Here is a 17,613-nt window from a genome sequence, read left to right on the forward strand (position 1 = left end):
GTCCGCGGCACGCTTTACCGCCCAAGCGCATCACAGCTTGTACCCCGGGTCCTTGCGATCCATCAGCCGCAGCATCGCCGGCCACTCCAGTTCACCGAACGGGCGGCGTGTGGTGGGCTGGTATAGATGCCACGTCTTTTCAATCACTTCCGGCGGCGGCAGGCACAGTTCGCGGTTGGCGCTTAGTGCATCGACTTGCGCCTTGCACGCCATCTCCAGCCAGTACAGCGTGTTGAACGCCTGCGCAATGGTCGGCCCCACGGCCAGCAGGCCGTGGTTGCGCAGGATCATCGCTTCGGACGCGCCCAGGTCCGCCACCAGGCGGCTGCGTTCGTCCAGGTCGATGGCCACACTTTCGTAGTCGTGATACGGAATCTTGGCGAAGCGCATGGCGGTTTGCGTCAGCGGCAGCAGGCCGCACTTAAGCGCCGACACGGCCATGCCCGCGCGCGTATGTGTGTGGATGACGCAGCCCACGTCGTGGCGCGCGCCATGCACCGCGCTATGAATCACATAGCCCGCCGCGTTGATGCCGTAGCCAGTGGGCGACTCACCCAATAGGTTTCCCGCAAGGTCGATCTTGACCAGATTGGAGGCCGTGATTTCGTCGTACATCATGCCGTAGGGATTGATCAGCAGGTGATCATCCGTATCGGGGATGCGGGCGGTGATGTGGTTGTAGATCAGGTCGCTCATGCCAAAGTGCGACACCAATCGGTAGCAGGCGGCCAATTGGACGCGGGTGTCCCATTCTTGCGGGCTCATGTCGGAGGATGCATGCATCGTTGCCGTTTCCTGTTCAGTCGGTGGCTTTGACATTGAATTCGCGGACCACATTGCCCCACGATTCATATTCGTTTTTCATCATGACGCCGAAGTCGGCGGGCGTGGCCGTGGTGCGCACTTGCGCACCCAGGTCGGCAAGCTTGTCGCGGACCGCGGCGTCGGCCAGCACGGTATTCATCTCGCGCGACAGCCGGGTCTGGATGGCGGGCGGGATGCCGGCCGGGGCAATCAAGCCCAGCCAGGCGCCCATATCAAAGCCTGGGTAGCCCTGTTCGGCCACGGTCGGCACGTCGGGCAGCATGGCGACGCGCTCCGGCGTGCTAACGGCCAGCGCCTTCAGGCGCCCCGACTTCACCATCGCCAGCGACGACACCATCGTATCGAAGGTGGCGGTGGTGCGGCCGCCGACAATGTCAGTCTGCGCCTGGCTGCTGCCCTTGTACGGCACGTGCACCATCGTGGCGCCCGCCTTGGACAGCAACACCGACGTCACCAGATGGCTGGTGGTGCCGATGCCCGTGGTGGCGTAGGTCAGCTGATCGGGCTTGGCCTTGGCGGCCGCCAGGAATTGCTTCAGGTTGTGGGCGGGGTTGTCGGGGTTGACGACAAACAGGTACGGCAGCCACGTGATCAGGCCGATGGGCGCGAAGTCTGTACGCGCGTCGTAGTTCAGGTTGCGGTAGACGTGGGGGTTGATGGCTTGTGGGGCGGACGCGCCGATCATCAGCGTGTAGCCGTCGGGCTTGGCGCGCGCGCCCAGGCCCGCCGCGATGGACCCGCCTGCGCCGGGCTTGTTTTCAACGATGAACTGTTGGCCCATGCGTTGGGCCAAGCGTTCGGCCAGCATGCGGGCGACGGTGTCGGTTGCGGTGCCGGGCGGAAAGCCCACCAGGATGGTGACGGGCTTGGTGGGGTAGGCCAAGTCCTGGGCCTGCGGTTGAGCTGGGGCTGCGGTTTGCGCTTGCACAGCGCTCGCCAAGCCGGTCGCAAGCGGCGCGGCCAGCAGCAGCGCCAGTAAGGAATTGCGCATCGTGTTGTCTCCAATCATTGTTCTGATGGCGGGACAGCGCTGGCGCCGGCCCGCATCGGGGCGGGCTCCTTTTAGTGGTTCTCTCTTGGTGGTGCTCGTAGTGCTGCTAACCGCCCCGATGCCGCTTACGGTGGCACAAGGGCGGGCGGGCTTCAATGGCCTGAACGGCCAAGCAGATCACGCGAAATGGCAAGGCGGACCTTGAACGTTCAAGGTCCGCCTTGTGGCATCGCATCACACCGTCAGACTGTCAGACTGATCCAGGTCGTCTTCAAGTCCGAGTACTTGTCCAGCGCATGCAGCGACTTGTCGCGGCCGGAGCCCGACTGCTTCACGCCGCCAAACGGCACGGTGATGTCGCCATCGGCATAGCAATTGACCCAGACCAGCCCCGCGCGCAGCCGGCGCGACAAGCGATGCGCGCGCGACAGGTTGGCCGTCCACAGGCCTGCGCCCAGGCCGTACACCGAATCATTGGCCAGTTCGATGGCTTCGTCTTCGGTAGTGAAGCGTTGCGCCGCCAGGACCGGGCCGAAAATTTCTTCGCGCACCAGCGCGGAGTCTTGGCTGGCGCAGTCGAAGATGGTGGGCTCGATGTAATAGCCGCCCGTGGCGCTGCGGGCCTGCTTGCCGCCCAGGCGCAATGTGGCGCCGTCGGCCTGGCCCGCCGCGATGCGAGCCAGCACGCCTTGCATCTGGCGTTCGTCAACCATCGCGCCCATGGCGGTGGCCGGGTCCAGCGGGTCGCCGGGTTGCAGCGTGGCGGCAAAGGTCGCGACCTTGTCCATGAACGCGTCGTAGATGCCGTCCTGCACGTACAGGCGCGAGCCGGCGATGCACACTTCGCCCTGGTTCGAGAAGATGGCAAGCGCTGCGGCTTGGGCGGCGCGGTCCAGGTCGGGGCAATCGTCGAACACAATGTGCGGCGACTTGCCGCCGCATTCCAGCCAGACGCGCTTCAGATTCGATTCGCCGGAATACGTCATGAAGCGCTTGCCCGTGGCGGTGGACCCGGTGAAGGCCACGCAGTCCACGTCCGGATGCAGGCCCAGCGCCTGGCCGGCCACCGCGCCCAAGCCCGGCACCACGTTGAAGACACCGGCGGGAATGCCCGCTTCGGTGGCCAGCGCGGCCAGACGGATGGCGGACAGCGACGCCTGTTCGGCGGGTTTCAAGATGACGCTGTTGCCCGCGGCCAGCGCAGGCGCGACTTTCCACGCCGCCATCATTAGCGGGTAGTTCCACGGCACCACGGCGGCCACCACGCCCAACGGTTCGCGGGTGATCGTGGCCAGCGCGTCGGGGCCGGTCGGCGCGATCTCGTCGTAGATCTTGTCGATGGCTTCGGCGTACCAGGCGTAGCAGCGGGCGGTTTCTGGCACGTCAAAGGCCAGCGCGTCGCGGATGGGCTTGCCCATGTCCAGCGTTTCCAGCAGCGCCAATTCCTCGGTGTGCTGGTCGATCAGGGCGGCCAGACGCAGCAGCCGCGCCTTGCGTTCGCGCGGGGCCAGCTGGCTCCAGACGCCGGCTTCAAACGCGCGGCGGGCGGCGGCCACGGCGCGGTTCACATCGGCCTGACCGCAAGCCGCCACGTCGGCGAGCTTGCGGCCGTCGATGGGGCTGGACGCGGGAAAGGTGGCGCCATCGGCCGCGTCGCAATAGGCACCGTCGATATAGGCCTGGCCGTTGAAGGCCAGGGCGGCGGCACGGGCGTGCCAATAGGCGGAATCATGTTGGCTCATGCGGGGGCTCCCAAGTGGTTGGCGCGCGCGACCATGGCGTCCAGCAGCACGTTGCAGCCAGCTTCCAGGTCCGCCGGTTTGGCGTCTTCGATTTCGTTGTGGCTCACGCCGTCTTTGCACGGCACGAAGATCATGGCGGTGGGCGTGACGCTGGCCATGTAGACGGCGTCGTGGCCGGCGCCCGTCACGATGTCCATCGCGGCCAGACCCCGGCGGGTGGCGCCGTCGCGCACTTTGCCGACCAGGTCCGTGTCAAACGGCGTGGGCGGGAAGTACTGCATCTGCTTTACGTCCACGGTGACGCCGTGGCGTTCGGCGACTTCCGTGCAGGCCGCCAGCCAGCGCGCGTCCATCTGCGTCAGCGTGGCTTCGTCTTCGTGGCGCAGGTCCACGGTAAAACGCACTTGGCCCGGGATAACGTTGCGCGAGCCGGGGTGGGCATGAATTTCGCCCACCGTGCCGCGGCCGTGCGGCTGGTTGTCGTTGGCGATGCCAATCACCGATTGCAGCAGGAAGGTGGTGGCGTACAGCGCGTCGCGGCGGATGGGCATCGGCGTGGGGCCGGCATGCATTTCCATGCCGGTGACCACCACGTCGTACCAGCGCACCCCCAAGGAACCCGTCACCACGCCGACCACTTTTTCTTCGTGCTCAAGAATGGGGCCTTGCTCGATGTGGGCTTCGAAGTACGCGCCTACCGGGCGGCCGCCGACCGGGTCGGCGCCGGCATAGCCGATGGCGGCCAGCTCGTCGGCCACCGATTTGCCGTCGTGGTCGCGCGCGTTCAGCGCCACTTCCAGCGGGAATTTGCCGGCGAACACGCCGGAGCCCATCATCACGGGCAGAAAGCGCGAGCCTTCCTCGTTCGTCCAGATGGCCACTTCCAGCGGCGCCTCGGTGACGACGCCGTGGTCGTTCAGGCTGCGCATGACTTCCAGGCCCGCCAGCACGCCGTAGCAGCCGTCGAACTTGCCGCCGGTGGGCTGGGTGTCGATATGGCTGCCGGTCATGACGGGCGGCAGGTCATTGTTGCGGCCGGCGCGGCGGGCGAAGATGTTGCCCACCTGATCCACCCGCAGCGTCATGCCGGCATCGCGCATCCAGCCGGTGACCAGATCGCGGCCCTGGCCGTCCAGCGCGGTCAGCGCCAGCCGGCAGTTGCCGCCCTTGGGGGTGGCGCCGATTTGCGCCAGATTCATCAGCGACTGCCACAGCCGCTGTCCGTTGATTGAAATCGTCGTTGTCATGGCGTGGGGTCCTGTCAGTGGCCGGGTTTGTCATTGCGGGCGATGCGCGCCTGCGCGGCTTCGCGGATGCCCATCAGGGTTTCGCCCGGCGCGATGCCGTTGGCGTCGTAGCGGATTTCCAGCAGCGCGGGCAGGCTGTTTTCATTGGCATACGCCAGCGCGCGTTCAAAGGCGGGGCCGAACGCGTCGGTGCTTTCCACGGCTTCGCCATAGCCGCCGTAGCCGCGAATGATCTGCGTGAAGTCGGGGTTCTCAAAACCCAACGCGATGGTGCGTGCGGGGAATTCGCGTTCCTGGTGCGCGCGGATCGTGCCCCAGATGCCGTTGTTGAACACCAGCACCACGACACCCAGCTTGTACTGCAACGCCACGCCGAGTTCCTGCATGTTCATCTGGAAGCAGCCGTCGCCCGCGTAGCAGACCACCGTGCGCGCGCGGTCTTCCAGCTTGGCGGAAATGGCGGCGGGCAGGCCGTAGCCCATCGAACCCACCGTGGGCGTCAGGCTTGTGCCGGGGCCGGTGTAGCGGCGGTAGCGGTGCGGGTACAGCGCGTAGTTGCCCGCGCCCACGGTGATGCAGGCGTCCGCAGGCACGTGCGCGTCGACATAGGCGGCGGCCGCGTCCAGGCTCATGGGGCCGGGCGAGGGCAGCGGCGTCAGGCTGTCGGCCAGTTCCTGATGGGCGGCGCGTACGGCTTCGGCACGGGGCGTGGCGTGGCCGGGCGCCAGGTCAGCCACGCTGGCGGCGAAGCTGGCCACGTCGGCCACGATGGCCTGCGTGGGCGAGAACACGCGGCCCAGTTCGGCGGCGTCCGGATAGACGTGAATCAGCTTTTGGCGCGGTAGCGGGCTTTCAATGACGGTATAGCCTTCGGTCGTGGCTTCGCCCAGGCGCGTGCCCACGGCCAGGACGAGGTCGGCGTCGTGCAGGCGCTGGCGCAAGGCGGGCGTCATGGCCCAGCCGACGTGGCCCGCGGCGTTGGGATGGCGCTGGTCGAAACATTCCAGCCGGCGCCAGGCGGTGCCGACCGGCAGCTCGAAGCGTTCGGCGAAGCCGGCGATCTGGTCGATGGCGGTTTGATGCCAGCCATTGCCGCCCAGCAGCAGGAAGGGGCGTTCGGCGGCGTTCAGCAACTGCGTCATGCGCGCAAGGTCGGCCGCGCCGGGGTGGCTGTGCACGCGCGGGTAACGCGGCAGGTCCGCCACGCGGGCGGTGCCCCACAGCGTGTCTTCCGGCAGCGCCAGCACCACCGGGCCGGGCCGGCCGCTGGTGGCGACAGCAAAGGCGCGCGAAATGAATTCGGGGATGCGGTCGGTGCGGTCGATCTGCGCCACCCACTTGGCCATCTGGCCGAACATGCGGCGGTAATCGATTTCCTGGAAGGCTTCGCGCTCCATGAAGTCGTTGCCGACCTGGCCCACGAACAGGATCATCGGCGTGGAGTCCTGGTACGCGGTGTGCACGCCGATGCTGGCGTTGGTGGCGCCGGGGCCACGCGTGACGAAGCAGATGCCGGGTTCGCCCGTCAGCTTGCCATAGGCCTCGGCCATATAGGCCGCGCCGCTTTCCTGACGGCAAACGATGGGCTCGATGGCGTCGGTGTGCTCGTTTAACGCATCGATGCAGGGCAGATAGCTTTCACCGGGAATCATGAACACGCGGCGCGCGCCATGGATGCGCAATTGCTGCATCAGGATCTGACCGCCATTGCGTTCGGGAATTGCGGCTGACGTCATGCGGAGTCTCCTTGTTGCGGGACGGCCTGCGCGCGGCGCTCGGCGGCCCATCGTTCGAATTGGTCGTGGCGCGCCAGCAAGCGGCGCGCGGTGTTGTAAGTGGGGGGATCGATGCGTTCGGCATCGTGGCGGCCGGCGCGCTGGGCTTCAAAGCGGGCCACGCGGTCGCGTGCCGCGTCCACGTCGTCGGCGGACGGCGTGAACACCGCGTGAATCAGCGGCACCTGCTCGGCCACCGTGGCGCATTTGGACTTCAGGCCCAGGCGGCGCGCCCAGCGCAGGTCGGTTTCCAGCGCGGGCAGGTCGCGGTAGTTGAACGGGCAGTCGATCGGCACGCAGCCGGCGGCGGTGCAGTCCACCAGGAAGCGGGCGCGCACGGCGTGCAGTTCAATGCCGTCCTTGCCGCGCTCGGCGCCCAGGCTGGCCGTCAGGTCTTCGGCGGCCAGCAGGCAGGCGGACACGCGCGGGCTGGCGGTCAGGATGTCATAGGCGCGCACCAGCCCCAGCGCCGATTCCAGCGTGGGCACGATTTCGGTGCTGCCGGCGGGCAACCCGAGTTCGGATTCGAGCGCGCTGATGGCCGCGTCCAGCGCCACGATCTGCGCGGCGCTTTCGGCGTGCGGCAGAAATACCGCATCCGGCGCGCCGGGCATCACGCCGCGCAGGTCAGCCAGGCCATCGTCTTCCAGCTTGTTGATGCGCACAGCCGCCACCACGCCCTGCGCACGGCAGGTGGCGAACAGCGCGGCGATGCGCGGGCGGGCGGCCGGCCGTTCGACGGGCGCGGTGAACTCTTCCAGGTCGGCCACCAGCGCGTCCGTGCCGCTGGCCAGGCCCGCGGCCTGCGCAGCCGCGTCCATGCCCGGCACGAACATCCAGCTGCGCCGCAGCGCGGGGGGACGGCGAAACGTTGAAGTGTGGGTCATTGCACATGCCTCGGCAGGAACAGCACCAGTTCAGGAACAAAGGTCAGCAGCAACATCACGGCGGTCATGGCCAGCATCATCCACGACAGCGGGCGCAGCGTCTGCATCATGTTGATGCCGCCAATCTTGCAAGCGGCCATCAAGTCCACCCCGACCGGCGGCGTATTGGCGCCAATGGCCATGTTGATGGATAGCAGAATGCCGAAATGCACCGGGTCGATGTTGTAGTGTGCCAGCACCGGCATCACGACGGGCGCCACGATGATGATGACGGGAATGGCTTCCATGAACGTGCCGAGCAGCAGCAACACCACGGTCAGCACGAGCAGCACGGCCGTTTTGCTGTCGGTCCACTCGACGAGCAAGGTGGACAGCGCCTGCGGCACCTGTTCGGCCACCAGCACCCAGGCGAACAGGCCCGATGCGCCGATGATCAGCAGGATGGACGCGCTGCTTTCGCCGGTGGACTTCAGGTTGTCCCACAGTGATTTCAGGCTTAGCGTGCGATACCAGAAGAAGCCGATCAGCAAGGCGTAGACGATGGCGCTGGAGGCGGCTTCAGTCGCGGTGAAGATGCCAAAGCGGATGCCGCCGATGATCAGCACGGGCACCATCAGCGCGGGCAGCGCGTCGATGGCGGCGGCGCGCAGTTCGCCCCACGAGAACGGCTGGCCGCCGGCCCAGTTGTGCTTGCGCGATTGCCAGATGGCCACGCCAATCAGCGACAGGCCCAGCAAAATCCCGGGGATGATGCCGGCCACGAACAGCTTGCCCACCGACGTATCGGTGATGGTGCCGTACACGATCAGCACGATGCTGGGCGGAATGATGGTGGACGTGGCGCCCGCGCTGCCCACCAGCGCGCACGAAAAGCCCTTGTCGTAACCGCTGCGCGCCATGGCGGGCAGCAGCAGGCTGCCGATGGCGACCACATCCGCCACGCCCGACCCCGACAGCGCGCCGAACATCAGGCAGGCCAGCACGGCCACCACGGCCAGGCCGCCCTTGATGTCGCCCACGATGGCGGCGCACAGGCGCACGATGCGCTGGGTCAGGCCCGCGCCGTTCATCAATTGCGCGGCCAGGATGAACAGCGGAATCGCCAGCAGCGTGAAGCTGTCCAGCCCCACCACGTACTGCTGCGCCGCCACCATCATTGGCGCGGAGTCATAGACCGCCAGATACGCCAGGCACGACAGCACCAGGCCAAAGGCGATAGGCATGTCGATCAGCACCGTGATCGTGAACACGCCCATCAGAAAGAGAGCACCCGAAGACATCTTGTTAATCCTTTGCCACGGCGGGGGCGGGTGAGAACAGCTGCGCCACATGCACGACGATGGTGATCGCGCACGCAAACGGCAGCGCCAGATAGACCGTGCCGGCAGACACGTCCAGCGCGGGCAGCGTCTGGTCCATGGTCAGGTCGGCCAGTTGCCAGCCGGCATAACCCAAGGCCGCCAGGCCGATGATGATCAACGCCTGGTTCACGCGTTCCACCGCGTTCAGCACGCGCGGGCTGCGTACGAAGAAGGGCAAGAGGCCGGCCATGAGGTGAGATCGGTCATGGCTGCACGCCACGCCGCCAATGAAAGCCGACCACACCAGCACCAGCCGCGGCAATTCCTCGGCCCAATGCGGCGTGGTGTGCGTGACGAAGCGGGCGAACACCACGTAAGAAATCAGGATCGCCAGCAAGGCCACCGCCACGGCGGCGAAGGCCTTGCTGATGCCCGACAGAATGGCGGACAGTCGGTTGAGCATTACTGGGCCTCGCGGTACTTCTGCACAATCGCCATCAGCTCGGGGCCGTAGGTGACCGAATAGGTCTTCCACACCGGCTGCACGGCGGCGGCGAAGGCGGTCTTGTCGACCTCGTTGACCTGCATGCCTTTCTCTTTCAGCTGGGCCACGAATTGCTGGTCGCCATCGGTGATCATCTTGCGCTGGGCGTCGCGCCACTTGTCGGCGGCGGCTTGCACCACCTTCTTGTCATCGGCCGAAATGCGGTTCCAGACCGGCTTGGAGATGATCAGGTTGGCCGGGCCCCAGACGTGGCCGGTAAGCGACAGATACTTCTGCACTTCAAAGAACGACGACGTGTAGATGATCGACAGCGGGTTCTCTTGCGCGTCGAACACCTTCTGTTGCAGCGCCGAGTACAGCTCGCCAAAAGCCAGCGGGGCCGGGTTGGCGCCCAGCGCGGTGAAGGTGTCCAGGCGCATCTTGTCCGGCGTGACGCGGGTCTTCAGTCCGGTCAGGTCGGCGGGCTTGGCAACCGCACCACGGTTGTTGGTCACATGGCGGAAGCCGTTTTCCCACCACGAAATGATGGTCAGGTTCTTTTTGTCGGCCAGTTTGGCCAGCGCGTCGCCCAGCTCGCCGTCATAGGCCTTGTAGGCCTGTGCGGACGAGGACCACGTGTACGGCAGTTCCACCACGCCGAACTTGGGTTCGATGGGCTGCAACGAGCCCGAGCCGATGATGGCCGCGCCCTGGCTGCCAATCTGCAAGCCTTCCAGCATGGTTTTTTCATTGCCCAGCTGGCCGCTGGGGAACAGCACGAAGTTGACGCGGCCGGCGGTTTTCTCTTTGACTTCGGCGGCGAAGCCTTCGGCGGCCTTGTTCCAGCTATGGCTGGGCGCCAGCACGTGGCCCAGCTTGATGTCCAGGGCATGGGCCGACAGCGGCGCAAGGCCGGCCATGGCAACAAACGCGCCGCCGATCAGGGCGCGGAAGGTTTTGGGGGCGTGGGTCATGAGGTAACTCCAGATGCAAAAAGGGGAAGGTGGAATAGCGGTCATTGGCGGGGTGCGGCCCCGCTCAGTAGGATTGCGCCCGCATGGATGCGGGGTGGCCGGGTAGCGGGATGCGCGTGCCGGTATCGGTCAGGCCGTTGTCTCCCACGGCCAGCACCTGCAGGGTGGCGTCCAGGAAATTGCCCACGTACAGATAGCGGCTGTCGGGGCTGAACGCGATGCCTTCGGGCAAGGCGCCGACGCCGATGGCGCCCGCGCGCGTCACGCGCTTGCCGTCGATGCGCAGCAGCACGATCTGGCCATGGGGGTGATGGAACCATTCGGAGGACGGGTTGTTCGAGCCCTGCACGATGGCGACCGCGGCGTGGCGGCCGTCGGGGCTGATGGCGATGCCCTCGGGGCCGTCTTCCACCATCACGCGGTCGATCACGCGCGGCGGCGTCGCCAGAAGATCCACCACGCTGATCGAATCCGCGTGGCCGTCGGACGCCGTGGGGCTGCCCATGTCCACCACCAGCGCCAGGGCGCCGTCGGGCGACACCACCAGGTTGAAGGGCACCAGGCCGGTCGTCAGGTCTTCGGCGGGGTCGTGCGTGACGCGCGGCGTGGGGCCGCTTTCATCGATGTGCAGCACGGCGAGCCGATGCGTATCCGTCTTGACGGCAAAGGCGCGGCGGCCATCGGCCGCGAATGACACGGCGACCACCGCCGTGCCCAAGTCAACGTCACCGCAGACCTCAACGCGGCCATGGTGGATCGTCAACACTGACAGCGACTTGCCCGCCTTGTTTGCCACCAGCGCCAGCGTGCCTGCGCGGTTGATCGACAGGCCCGACGGCTGCAAGCCCACTTGCAGCGTCTGCACAATGGCGGGCGGCGTCGCGGTCAGGTCCACCACGTACAGGTCACGGCCGGGCGTGGGCTGCCAGCCTGTGCCGTCAGCGAGCGCGGGCCACGCCATGGAATCGGCGACGAGCGCCAGACGCTGGTCCGGCGTCACCGCCAGATTCACGGGCGGGCCGAACAGCGAGTTGGGCAGGGGGATCGTCGCGACCAAGTCGGGTGCGGCCGGGTTGGCGGCGGCGTCGAACAGGCTAAGCGTGTCGTGGCCGGGCGGCAGAAAGCGGATGCGGCCGTCGTCCCAGGTGACTTTTTCGTCGTTGCCAACCAGCAGGAAGTGCGGCGCGGCTGTCTTTGTCGTGACGGTCGTCATGCAGCCAGCTCCTGCGCTTGCGGCACGGCCAGCGTGGCGCCGATCAGTTGCCGCGTATACGGATGGACAGGCGAAAAATAGACCTGATCCGCCGTGCCGCGCTCGACGATGCGGCCGCCTTGCAGCACCACGATGTCATCGGCAATGTGCTGCACCACGGCCAGGTTGTGGCTGATGAACAGATAGCCCAGGCCGCGATCGCGTTGCAGTTCCATCAGCAGGTTCAGGATCTGCGCCTGCACGGACACGTCCAGCGCAGAGGTCGGTTCGTCGCAGATCAGCAGTTGTGGTTCCAGCATCAGCGCGCGCGCAATCGCCACGCGCTGGCGTTGCCCGCCGGACAGTTCGCGCGGATAGCGGGTGGCGAAGGCAGGCACCAGACCCACGGCGTCCATCATGCGGCGCACGGCCGCGGCTTGCGACGCGGCGTTGCCCATGCCATGCACGCGCAGCGGCGCGGTCAGGATTTCGTTGATGGTGCGGCGCGGGTTCAGCGACGAGTACGGGTCCTGGAACACCATCTGGATGCGGCGGGCGCGGGCGCGCGCAGGCATGGCCGCAAGCGGCTGGCCGTCCAGCAACGCTTCGCCCTGCGTGGGCGCCAGCAGCCCGAGCATCAGCTTGGCGATGGTGGATTTGCCGCTGCCGGATTCGCCGACCAGCCCGATGGTCTGGCCCGCAGGCACATGCAGGTCGATATCGTGCAGGATGCGCGGGGCAGGGCGGCGCGAGAACAAGCTGGCGCGGCCGTATTGAAAGGACAGCGCGTTCAGCCGGATGCTGGCGGACAAGGTGGGGGCGTTCATGCCGGGGCTCCAAGGCGCAGCGCGCCGGGTTTCACGCACAGGCAGCGGTGTTCGCCCTGCACGCGCGCCGGGAACGGCTGCGCGCAGCGGGCTTCGGCCACCGGGCAGCGTTCGCGGAACGCGCAGCCGCGGATGGCGGTGTCCAGCGACGGCACGGCCCCGGCGATGGTGGGCAGGTCGGTGCGCGGCGCAGTGCGGCCGGGTTGGGGAATGCAGTTCAGCAGCATGGCGGTGTAAGGGTGGCGGGGATGCGCCAGCACCTCGGCCACGCTGCCGCCTTCGACGATGTCGCCCGCGTACATGACGATGACGTGGTCGGCAATGCGCGCCACCAGCCCCATGTCGTGCGAGATGAACACCATGCCCAGCCCGAACTCCGCCTGGATGTCGCGCAGCAGGTCCAGCAGTTCGGCCTGCACGGTGACGTCCAGTGCGGTAGTGGGTTCGTCGGCAATCAGCAGTTCGGGCCCGCACATCAGCGCCATGGCGATCATTACGCGCTGGCGCAGGCCGCCCGACAATTCGAACGGATACTGGCGCATGCGTTCGGCAGGGTTCGTGATGCCAACGCGGCGCAGCAGGTATTCGGCGCGCTCGGCGGCGGCACGACGGCTCACACGCTTGTGGCGGCGCATCACGTCGATCAGCTGCGTGCCAATCTGAAACACGGGGTTCAAGGACGTCATCGGGTCCTGGAAGATCATCGCGATACGCGCGCCGCGCAGCTCGGCCAGTTGGCGCGGGGTCAGCGCGGCCAGATCCTGCCCGGCGAACTCCAGCCGCGTCATGCGGCGGCGCGCGGCGGCGGGCAGCAGATCAAGCAGCGCCAGCGCCGTCAGCGACTTCCCGCAGCCCGATTCGCCCACGATGCACAGCGTCTTGCCGCGTTCCAGGCTGAAGTCCACCGCGCGCACCACATGCTTGGTGTGCGTGGGGGTGTGGATGTCGATGTGCAGGTTTTCAACGCGCAACAGGGGGTGGGTGATGGCGGTGGTGGTGGCGGTCATGGCGTCAACCCTTTTTCATCTGGATGGCGCGCAGCGTTTCGCCCGCCCGGTTCACGCACAGCACCAGCACGAACAACACGATGCTGGGGATGACGACCAGCGACGGCTGGAACAGCATGTTTTCCTTGCCCTCGGCAATCATCAGGCCCAGCGATGGCATCGGCGCCGGCACGCCCAGGCCCAGGAATGACAGCGAGGCTTCCAGCGTGATGGCCATGGCGGCATCCACCGTGCCGATGATGAGCAGGTTGCCCACCAGATTCGGCAGGATGTCGCGCCAGATGATTTGCAAATGCGTGCAGCCTTGCAGCCGCGACGCCGTGACGAATTCGGCGTTGCGCAGGCTGGCCGCCATGGTGCGCGCAACCAGCGCGTAGCGTTCCCACAGCAGCAGGCCCAGCACCAGCACGACCACGGTCAGCGATGCGCCCACCACCGACACCACGGCCAGCGCCACCAGGATGATCGGCAGCGCCAGACGCGCGGTAATCAAGAACGACACGACGCGGTCGACCGCGCCGCCGAAGTAGCCGGCGATGACGCCCAACGTGGTGCCAATCAATCCGCCCATCAGCGCGACCGACAGGCCGATCAGCGCCGACACACGCACGCCGTACAGCGCGCGCGCCAGCACGTCGCGGCCCAGCTGGTCCGTGCCAAGAATGTGGTTCCAGTCGCCGCCTTCGGCCCATACGGGTTCCTGCAATCGCGCGAGCAGGTCTTGCGAGTACGGGTCGTGCGCAATCAGGTAAGGGCCGATCAGGCCGGCCAGCACCAGCAGGGCCAGCACGATGAACCCCAAGCGGCGGCCGGCGCGCGCCAGGCGGTCGCCGCGCGGAGCGGCAGAAGAGGGGGAAGAAGCGATAGCGGTGCTCATGAGGCGGCTCGCACACGGGGGTCCAGCCAACCGTTGATCAGGTCGGCAACCAGGGTGAGGACGATGTAGATCAGCGCAAAGATCAGGATCAGCGCCTGCATCGTGGGGAAGTCGCCGCGCAGGATGGACGTCCAGGCCAGCAGCCCGGCGCCATTGATGGCGAACACGGTTTCGATGACGACGGAGCCGGCCAGCAAGGTGCCCATCTGCGCCGCCGCCAGCGACACCAGCGGCCGCAAGGCGTTGCGCAGCGCGTACTTCAGCACCACGCTGGCGCCGCCCAGGCCCATGGCGCGGGCGGTGCGGATGTAGTCGGTGGCCAGCACGGTTTCCATTTCGGATTTCATCAGGCGCAGCATCGCCGGCATGGCGAACAGCCCTAAGGCGACGACCGGCATCACGTAGTGCTTCCAGGTGTCAAAGCCCGAGGCGGGCAGCCACTGGTGGTTCACGCTGAACACGATGATCAAGAGAAACGCCAGACAGAACGGCGGCATGGCTTGTGCGCAAGCGGATAACAGCATGGTGGCGCGATCAATCAGCGAGCCTTTGCGCAAGCCCGCCAGCACGCCCAGCGGAATGGCCAGCAGCAACGCAAAGGCCATGGCCGCCAGACCCAGCTTGGCGGTGGCGGGGAAATGCTGGCCCAGCAATTCGGCCACCGGGCGGCTGAAGTACAGGCTGTCGCCAAAGTCGCCACGGACCACGCCCGTCAGCCAGCGGCCGTACTGCACCAGGATCGGGTCGTCAAAGCCGTGCTGCTGCGACAGCCGGGCGGCGTCTGCCGCGCTGCCTTCACCGGCCAGGCGCGCGGCCGGGTTGCCGGAAGCGAACACCAGCGAAAAGCTGATCAGCGACACGAACACCACCAGCAAGGCGGCGACCAGCAATCGGCGAAACAGGAATGTCATCATGGGTCAACCTTTGTCGGCGGGCACCGGCGCGCGCCGTCCCGCCCGGGCGCGTTCGGCGCCCGGACCAGACTGGCACAGCGGCTGGTGCGTTTGCCGCCCGGATCAGTTCCAGGTGGCCTTGTAGAAGCGCGGGAATTCGTCGCCGTCCACCGAGAAATTCAGGTCCTTGGCCTGCACGGCGTTCAGCGAGTGGTTCCACAGCGGCACCCAGTACGCCTGCTCGGCCACGATCTTCTGCGCGGCGGCGTAGTTCTTCGCACGCAGGTCGCGGTCGACCGACGTATCGGCCGCTTCCAGCAACTTGATGACTTCCGGGTTGCGGGCCTGATCGTCCGGGCCGCCGCGGAAGAAGTTGCTGGTGGACAGCGCCGCATCGGCAATACCGTACGAGCCCCAGTTGGACGACAGCATGGCGATCTTGCCGTCGCGCCAGTTGGTCATGGCGGTGCCGTATTGCTGCTTAACCAGGTTCACCTTGATGCCGGCTTGCGCCATTTGCGCGGCGGCCGCATCCAGAATGCTGCGCGGCGGCGCCGAGATCACCAGATCCAGCGTGATGCCGTTGGGGTAGCCGGCAGACGCCAGTAATTGCTTGGCGCGGGCGGGGTCGAACTTGTAGGTTTGCACATCGGCCGAGCAACCGAATTGGGCCGGGTTGCAGGCCGCGTTGATGACCTTGGACGCGCCGCCAACGAGCGCGCGGCGGATGGCTTCGCGGTCGATGGCGTAGTTGATGGCCTGGCGCACTTCCTGCTTGGCCAGCGGCGACTTGCCGTCGTCCATGCGCGGGTTCAGCGAGATATAGCTGATGCGCATGATGCTGCTGCTTTTCACCGTGACAGACGGCGTCTTCTCCATGCGCTTGGCCACGTCCGGCGGCACGCGCCAGATCCAGTCCAGGCCGCCGGACAGCAGCTCGGCGTATTGGGTATTGGCGTCGGGCAGCACGCGCACCACCAGCTTTTGCACGGCGGGCTTGGCGCCGAAGTAGCCGTCAAAGCGTTCGTACACGTAGCGGCTGCCGGGCTGGCTGTCGGTCAGGCGGTAGGGGCCGGTGCCGATGGGCTTGGCGCCCATGTCGGACTGATTGGCTTCGTAGTACTTGCGCGGGTAGATCGGCAGGTTTTCCGACAGCATTTCCAGCGCCAGCGGGTAGGGCGTCTTCATCTTGATGCGCACGGTGTCGTCGCCGACTTTTTCCGCCTTGGCAATCCACGCCACCTGGTTCTGGAAGCGCGCCTTGAAGGCGTCGGACGACACCAGGTTCAACGTGTACAGCACGTCGTCGATGGTCAGCAGCGAGCCGTCGTGAAACTTCACATCGCGGCGGATGGGCAGTTCAATGGTGGTGTCGTCCACGAACTTGTAGCCCGTGGCGATGGCCGGGCCGAACTCGCCCGTGTCCTGATTCTTTTGCAGCAGCCCCGAGAAGACCATGCGCGCCAGCGCCAGGCCGGGACGGTCCGATTCCTTGTACGCGTCCAGCGTGGCGGGCGCCGCGTCGAAGGCGATGTTGAGGGAGTTGTCAGCCTTGTTGGCCTGGGCGGCATGGGCGCCTAGCGCCAATAGCGCCGCGCTCACTAGCTTCACGGTACGGGTCAGCTGCATGTTTTCACCTTGATATGTTTTAAGTATTTGGACTACGGGTAGTACGGGTCTTGCTGGATTTACTGGTCTTGCGGGTCTTGCACGGTCTTGCAAATTCGCGTTTCAACAGACAAGCCGATCCCCTTGCCGCAAGCAGCGCTTTTCGCGCCGGCGGTGCATGCACACGGTCGGTAAGGGGGCGGCCCGGGCGTCAGGCCGTTGACGTTAGCGGGTCATCAAATCATCGAATCCCAACGTTGCCGAAGTCTTCACGCAAGCGCGCCAGGATGCCGACCAGATGGTCGTGCATGGCGTGGCGGGCGCGGATGGGATCGCGGTCGACGATGGCCGCGAGGATGCGTTCGTGTTCTTTCTGCGCTTCGCTCCACACCTTGGTGGTCACGAAGTGTTCTTCCAGCCGGTGAAACACCGGGCTCAATGTGCTCAAGTGCCAGATGTGCGAAATGGCGGCGGCCAGCGCGGCGTTGCCGCAAGCCGCGCCAATGGCGCTATGGAACGCGCGGTCGTGCACGCTGGGCGATTCGGTCAGCGACATGCCGTCGTGCGCGGCGCGGATGGCGGCAATTTGTGCGGGCGACGCCTTTTGCGCGGCCAGCGCGGCGCATTCGGGTTCGATCAGCAGCCGCGTTTCCAGCAAGTCAAAGGGGCCGATGTCGGTGGCTTCGACACTGTCGGCCGCTGCGGGCTGGGCGGCTTCCTGGTACTTGCCGTCTTCGCGCGGCGGGCAGACAAAGACGCCGGTGCCCACGCGCACATCCACATAGCCTTCGATTTCCAGCGCAATCAGGGCCTCGCGCACCGACGCCCGGCTCACTTGCAGTTGCTCGGCCAGCTCGCGCTCGGCGGGCAAACGGCCCCCCGCGGGAAAGTCGCCAGCCTTGATGCGCGCGGCGATCTGGTCGGCAATCATGCGGTAAAGGCGGGTCGAGGCTACGGCCTGAAGGGAAGTCATCGTGGGATGC

16 protein-coding genes are annotated in these 17,613 nt (G+C 66.5%); all 16 read right to left on the reverse strand.

Features of this window, described 5'->3' with window-relative positions; all coding sequences use genetic code 11:
- Nucleotides 1-30: 30 nt before the first annotated feature.
- Nucleotides 31-783 (reverse strand): class II aldolase/adducin family protein, encoded by a 753-nt coding sequence (locus HV765_RS02760; RefSeq protein ID WP_054426831.1) that lies wholly within the window; start codon nt 781-783, stop codon nt 31-33.
- Nucleotides 784-799: 16 nt separating this feature from the next.
- Nucleotides 800-1,816, reverse strand: a complete 1,017-nt coding sequence (locus HV765_RS02765; protein WP_175168696.1) for a Bug family tripartite tricarboxylate transporter substrate binding protein — start codon at nt 1,814-1,816, stop codon at nt 800-802.
- 242 nt (nt 1,817-2,058) lie between these two features.
- The gene (locus HV765_RS02770; protein ID WP_175168697.1) at nt 2,059-3,558 is read right to left on the reverse strand and encodes an aldehyde dehydrogenase; all 1,500 of its coding nucleotides are present in this window, start codon (nt 3,556-3,558) and stop codon (nt 2,059-2,061) included.
- Nucleotides 3,555-4,805 (reverse strand): Zn-dependent hydrolase, encoded by a 1,251-nt coding sequence (locus HV765_RS02775; protein ID WP_175168698.1) that lies wholly within the window; start codon nt 4,803-4,805, stop codon nt 3,555-3,557. The genes HV765_RS02770 and HV765_RS02775 overlap by 4 nt, the downstream gene beginning before the upstream one ends.
- A gap of 14 nt (nt 4,806-4,819) precedes the next feature.
- Nucleotides 4,820-6,541, reverse strand: coding sequence for a thiamine pyrophosphate-binding protein (locus tag HV765_RS02780; protein WP_175168699.1), 1,722 nt, complete (start codon nt 6,539-6,541; stop codon nt 4,820-4,822).
- Nucleotides 6,538-7,467, reverse strand: a complete 930-nt coding sequence (locus HV765_RS02785; RefSeq protein ID WP_175168700.1) for an HpcH/HpaI aldolase/citrate lyase family protein — start codon at nt 7,465-7,467, stop codon at nt 6,538-6,540. Before HV765_RS02785 ends, HV765_RS02780 begins: the two co-directional genes overlap by 4 nt.
- Complete coding sequence (locus tag HV765_RS02790; RefSeq protein ID WP_054426825.1) at nt 7,464-8,747, reverse strand: TRAP transporter large permease; 1,284 nt, start codon at nt 8,745-8,747, stop codon at nt 7,464-7,466. Before HV765_RS02790 ends, HV765_RS02785 begins: the two co-directional genes overlap by 4 nt.
- Nucleotides 8,748-8,751: 4 nt before the next feature.
- Complete coding sequence (locus HV765_RS02795; protein ID WP_175168701.1) at nt 8,752-9,231, reverse strand: TRAP transporter small permease; 480 nt, start codon at nt 9,229-9,231, stop codon at nt 8,752-8,754.
- Entirely contained in the window at nt 9,231-10,172 is a 942-nt protein-coding gene (locus tag HV765_RS02800) for a TRAP transporter substrate-binding protein (RefSeq protein ID WP_420840106.1), read from the reverse strand. The genes HV765_RS02795 and HV765_RS02800 overlap by 1 nt, the downstream gene beginning before the upstream one ends.
- Before the next feature lie 118 nt (nt 10,173-10,290).
- A complete protein-coding gene (locus tag HV765_RS02805) occupies nt 10,291-11,439 on the reverse strand; it encodes a YncE family protein (protein WP_175168703.1) in 1,149 nt (382 codons plus the stop codon).
- Entirely contained in the window at nt 11,436-12,245 is an 810-nt protein-coding gene (locus HV765_RS02810; RefSeq protein ID WP_054426821.1) for an ATP-binding cassette domain-containing protein, read from the reverse strand. The genes HV765_RS02805 and HV765_RS02810 overlap by 4 nt, the downstream gene beginning before the upstream one ends.
- Nucleotides 12,242-13,252, reverse strand: a complete 1,011-nt coding sequence (locus HV765_RS02815; RefSeq protein ID WP_054426820.1) for an ABC transporter ATP-binding protein — start codon at nt 13,250-13,252, stop codon at nt 12,242-12,244. Before HV765_RS02815 ends, HV765_RS02810 begins: the two co-directional genes overlap by 4 nt.
- A 4-nt stretch (nt 13,253-13,256) precedes the next feature.
- The gene (locus HV765_RS02820; RefSeq protein WP_175168704.1) at nt 13,257-14,129 is read right to left on the reverse strand and encodes an ABC transporter permease; all 873 of its coding nucleotides are present in this window, start codon (nt 14,127-14,129) and stop codon (nt 13,257-13,259) included.
- Entirely contained in the window at nt 14,126-15,043 is a 918-nt protein-coding gene (locus tag HV765_RS02825) for an ABC transporter permease (protein ID WP_054426818.1), read from the reverse strand. The genes HV765_RS02820 and HV765_RS02825 overlap by 4 nt, the downstream gene beginning before the upstream one ends.
- 102 nt (nt 15,044-15,145) lie before the next feature.
- Entirely contained in the window at nt 15,146-16,651 is a 1,506-nt protein-coding gene (locus tag HV765_RS02830; protein WP_175168705.1) for an ABC transporter substrate-binding protein, read from the reverse strand.
- Between the two features lie 220 nt (nt 16,652-16,871).
- The gene (locus HV765_RS02835) at nt 16,872-17,603 is read right to left on the reverse strand and encodes a FadR/GntR family transcriptional regulator (protein ID WP_175168706.1); all 732 of its coding nucleotides are present in this window, start codon (nt 17,601-17,603) and stop codon (nt 16,872-16,874) included.
- Nucleotides 17,604-17,613: the final 10 nt, after the last annotated feature.

The sequence above is a fragment of the Achromobacter kerstersii genome, assembly GCF_902859595.1.
Classification (GTDB): domain Bacteria; phylum Pseudomonadota; class Gammaproteobacteria; order Burkholderiales; family Burkholderiaceae_B; genus Achromobacter; species Achromobacter kerstersii.

What these genes read in the sequence shown, in the direction of transcription:
- HV765_RS02760 (WP_054426831.1), bottom strand. Translation starts at nt 783, where the DNA reads ATGCATGCATCCTCCGACATGAGCCCGCAAGAATGGGACACCCGCGTC.
- HV765_RS02765 (WP_175168696.1), bottom strand. Translation starts at nt 1,816, where the DNA reads ATGCGCAATTCCTTACTGGCGCTGCTGCTGGCCGCGCCGCTTGCGACC.
- HV765_RS02770 (WP_175168697.1), bottom strand. Translation starts at nt 3,558, where the DNA reads ATGAGCCAACATGATTCCGCCTATTGGCACGCCCGTGCCGCCGCCCTG.
- HV765_RS02775 (WP_175168698.1), bottom strand. Translation starts at nt 4,805, where the DNA reads ATGACAACGACGATTTCAATCAACGGACAGCGGCTGTGGCAGTCGCTG.
- HV765_RS02780 (WP_175168699.1), bottom strand. Translation starts at nt 6,541, where the DNA reads ATGACGTCAGCCGCAATTCCCGAACGCAATGGCGGTCAGATCCTGATG.
- HV765_RS02785 (WP_175168700.1), bottom strand. Translation starts at nt 7,467, where the DNA reads ATGACCCACACTTCAACGTTTCGCCGTCCCCCCGCGCTGCGGCGCAGC.
- HV765_RS02790 (WP_054426825.1), bottom strand. Translation starts at nt 8,747, where the DNA reads ATGTCTTCGGGTGCTCTCTTTCTGATGGGCGTGTTCACGATCACGGTG.
- HV765_RS02795 (WP_175168701.1), bottom strand. Translation starts at nt 9,231, where the DNA reads ATGCTCAACCGACTGTCCGCCATTCTGTCGGGCATCAGCAAGGCCTTC.
- HV765_RS02800 (WP_420840106.1), bottom strand. Translation starts at nt 10,172, where the DNA reads ATGGCCGGCCTTGCGCCGCTGTCGGCCCATGCCCTGGACATCAAGCTG.
- HV765_RS02805 (WP_175168703.1), bottom strand. Translation starts at nt 11,439, where the DNA reads ATGACGACCGTCACGACAAAGACAGCCGCGCCGCACTTCCTGCTGGTT.
- HV765_RS02810 (WP_054426821.1), bottom strand. Translation starts at nt 12,245, where the DNA reads ATGAACGCCCCCACCTTGTCCGCCAGCATCCGGCTGAACGCGCTGTCC.
- HV765_RS02815 (WP_054426820.1), bottom strand. Translation starts at nt 13,252, where the DNA reads ATGACCGCCACCACCACCGCCATCACCCACCCCCTGTTGCGCGTTGAA.
- HV765_RS02820 (WP_175168704.1), bottom strand. Translation starts at nt 14,129, where the DNA reads ATGAGCACCGCTATCGCTTCTTCCCCCTCTTCTGCCGCTCCGCGCGGC.
- HV765_RS02825 (WP_054426818.1), bottom strand. Translation starts at nt 15,043, where the DNA reads ATGATGACATTCCTGTTTCGCCGATTGCTGGTCGCCGCCTTGCTGGTG.
- HV765_RS02830 (WP_175168705.1), bottom strand. Translation starts at nt 16,651, where the DNA reads ATGCAGCTGACCCGTACCGTGAAGCTAGTGAGCGCGGCGCTATTGGCG.
- HV765_RS02835 (WP_175168706.1), bottom strand. Translation starts at nt 17,603, where the DNA reads ATGACTTCCCTTCAGGCCGTAGCCTCGACCCGCCTTTACCGCATGATT.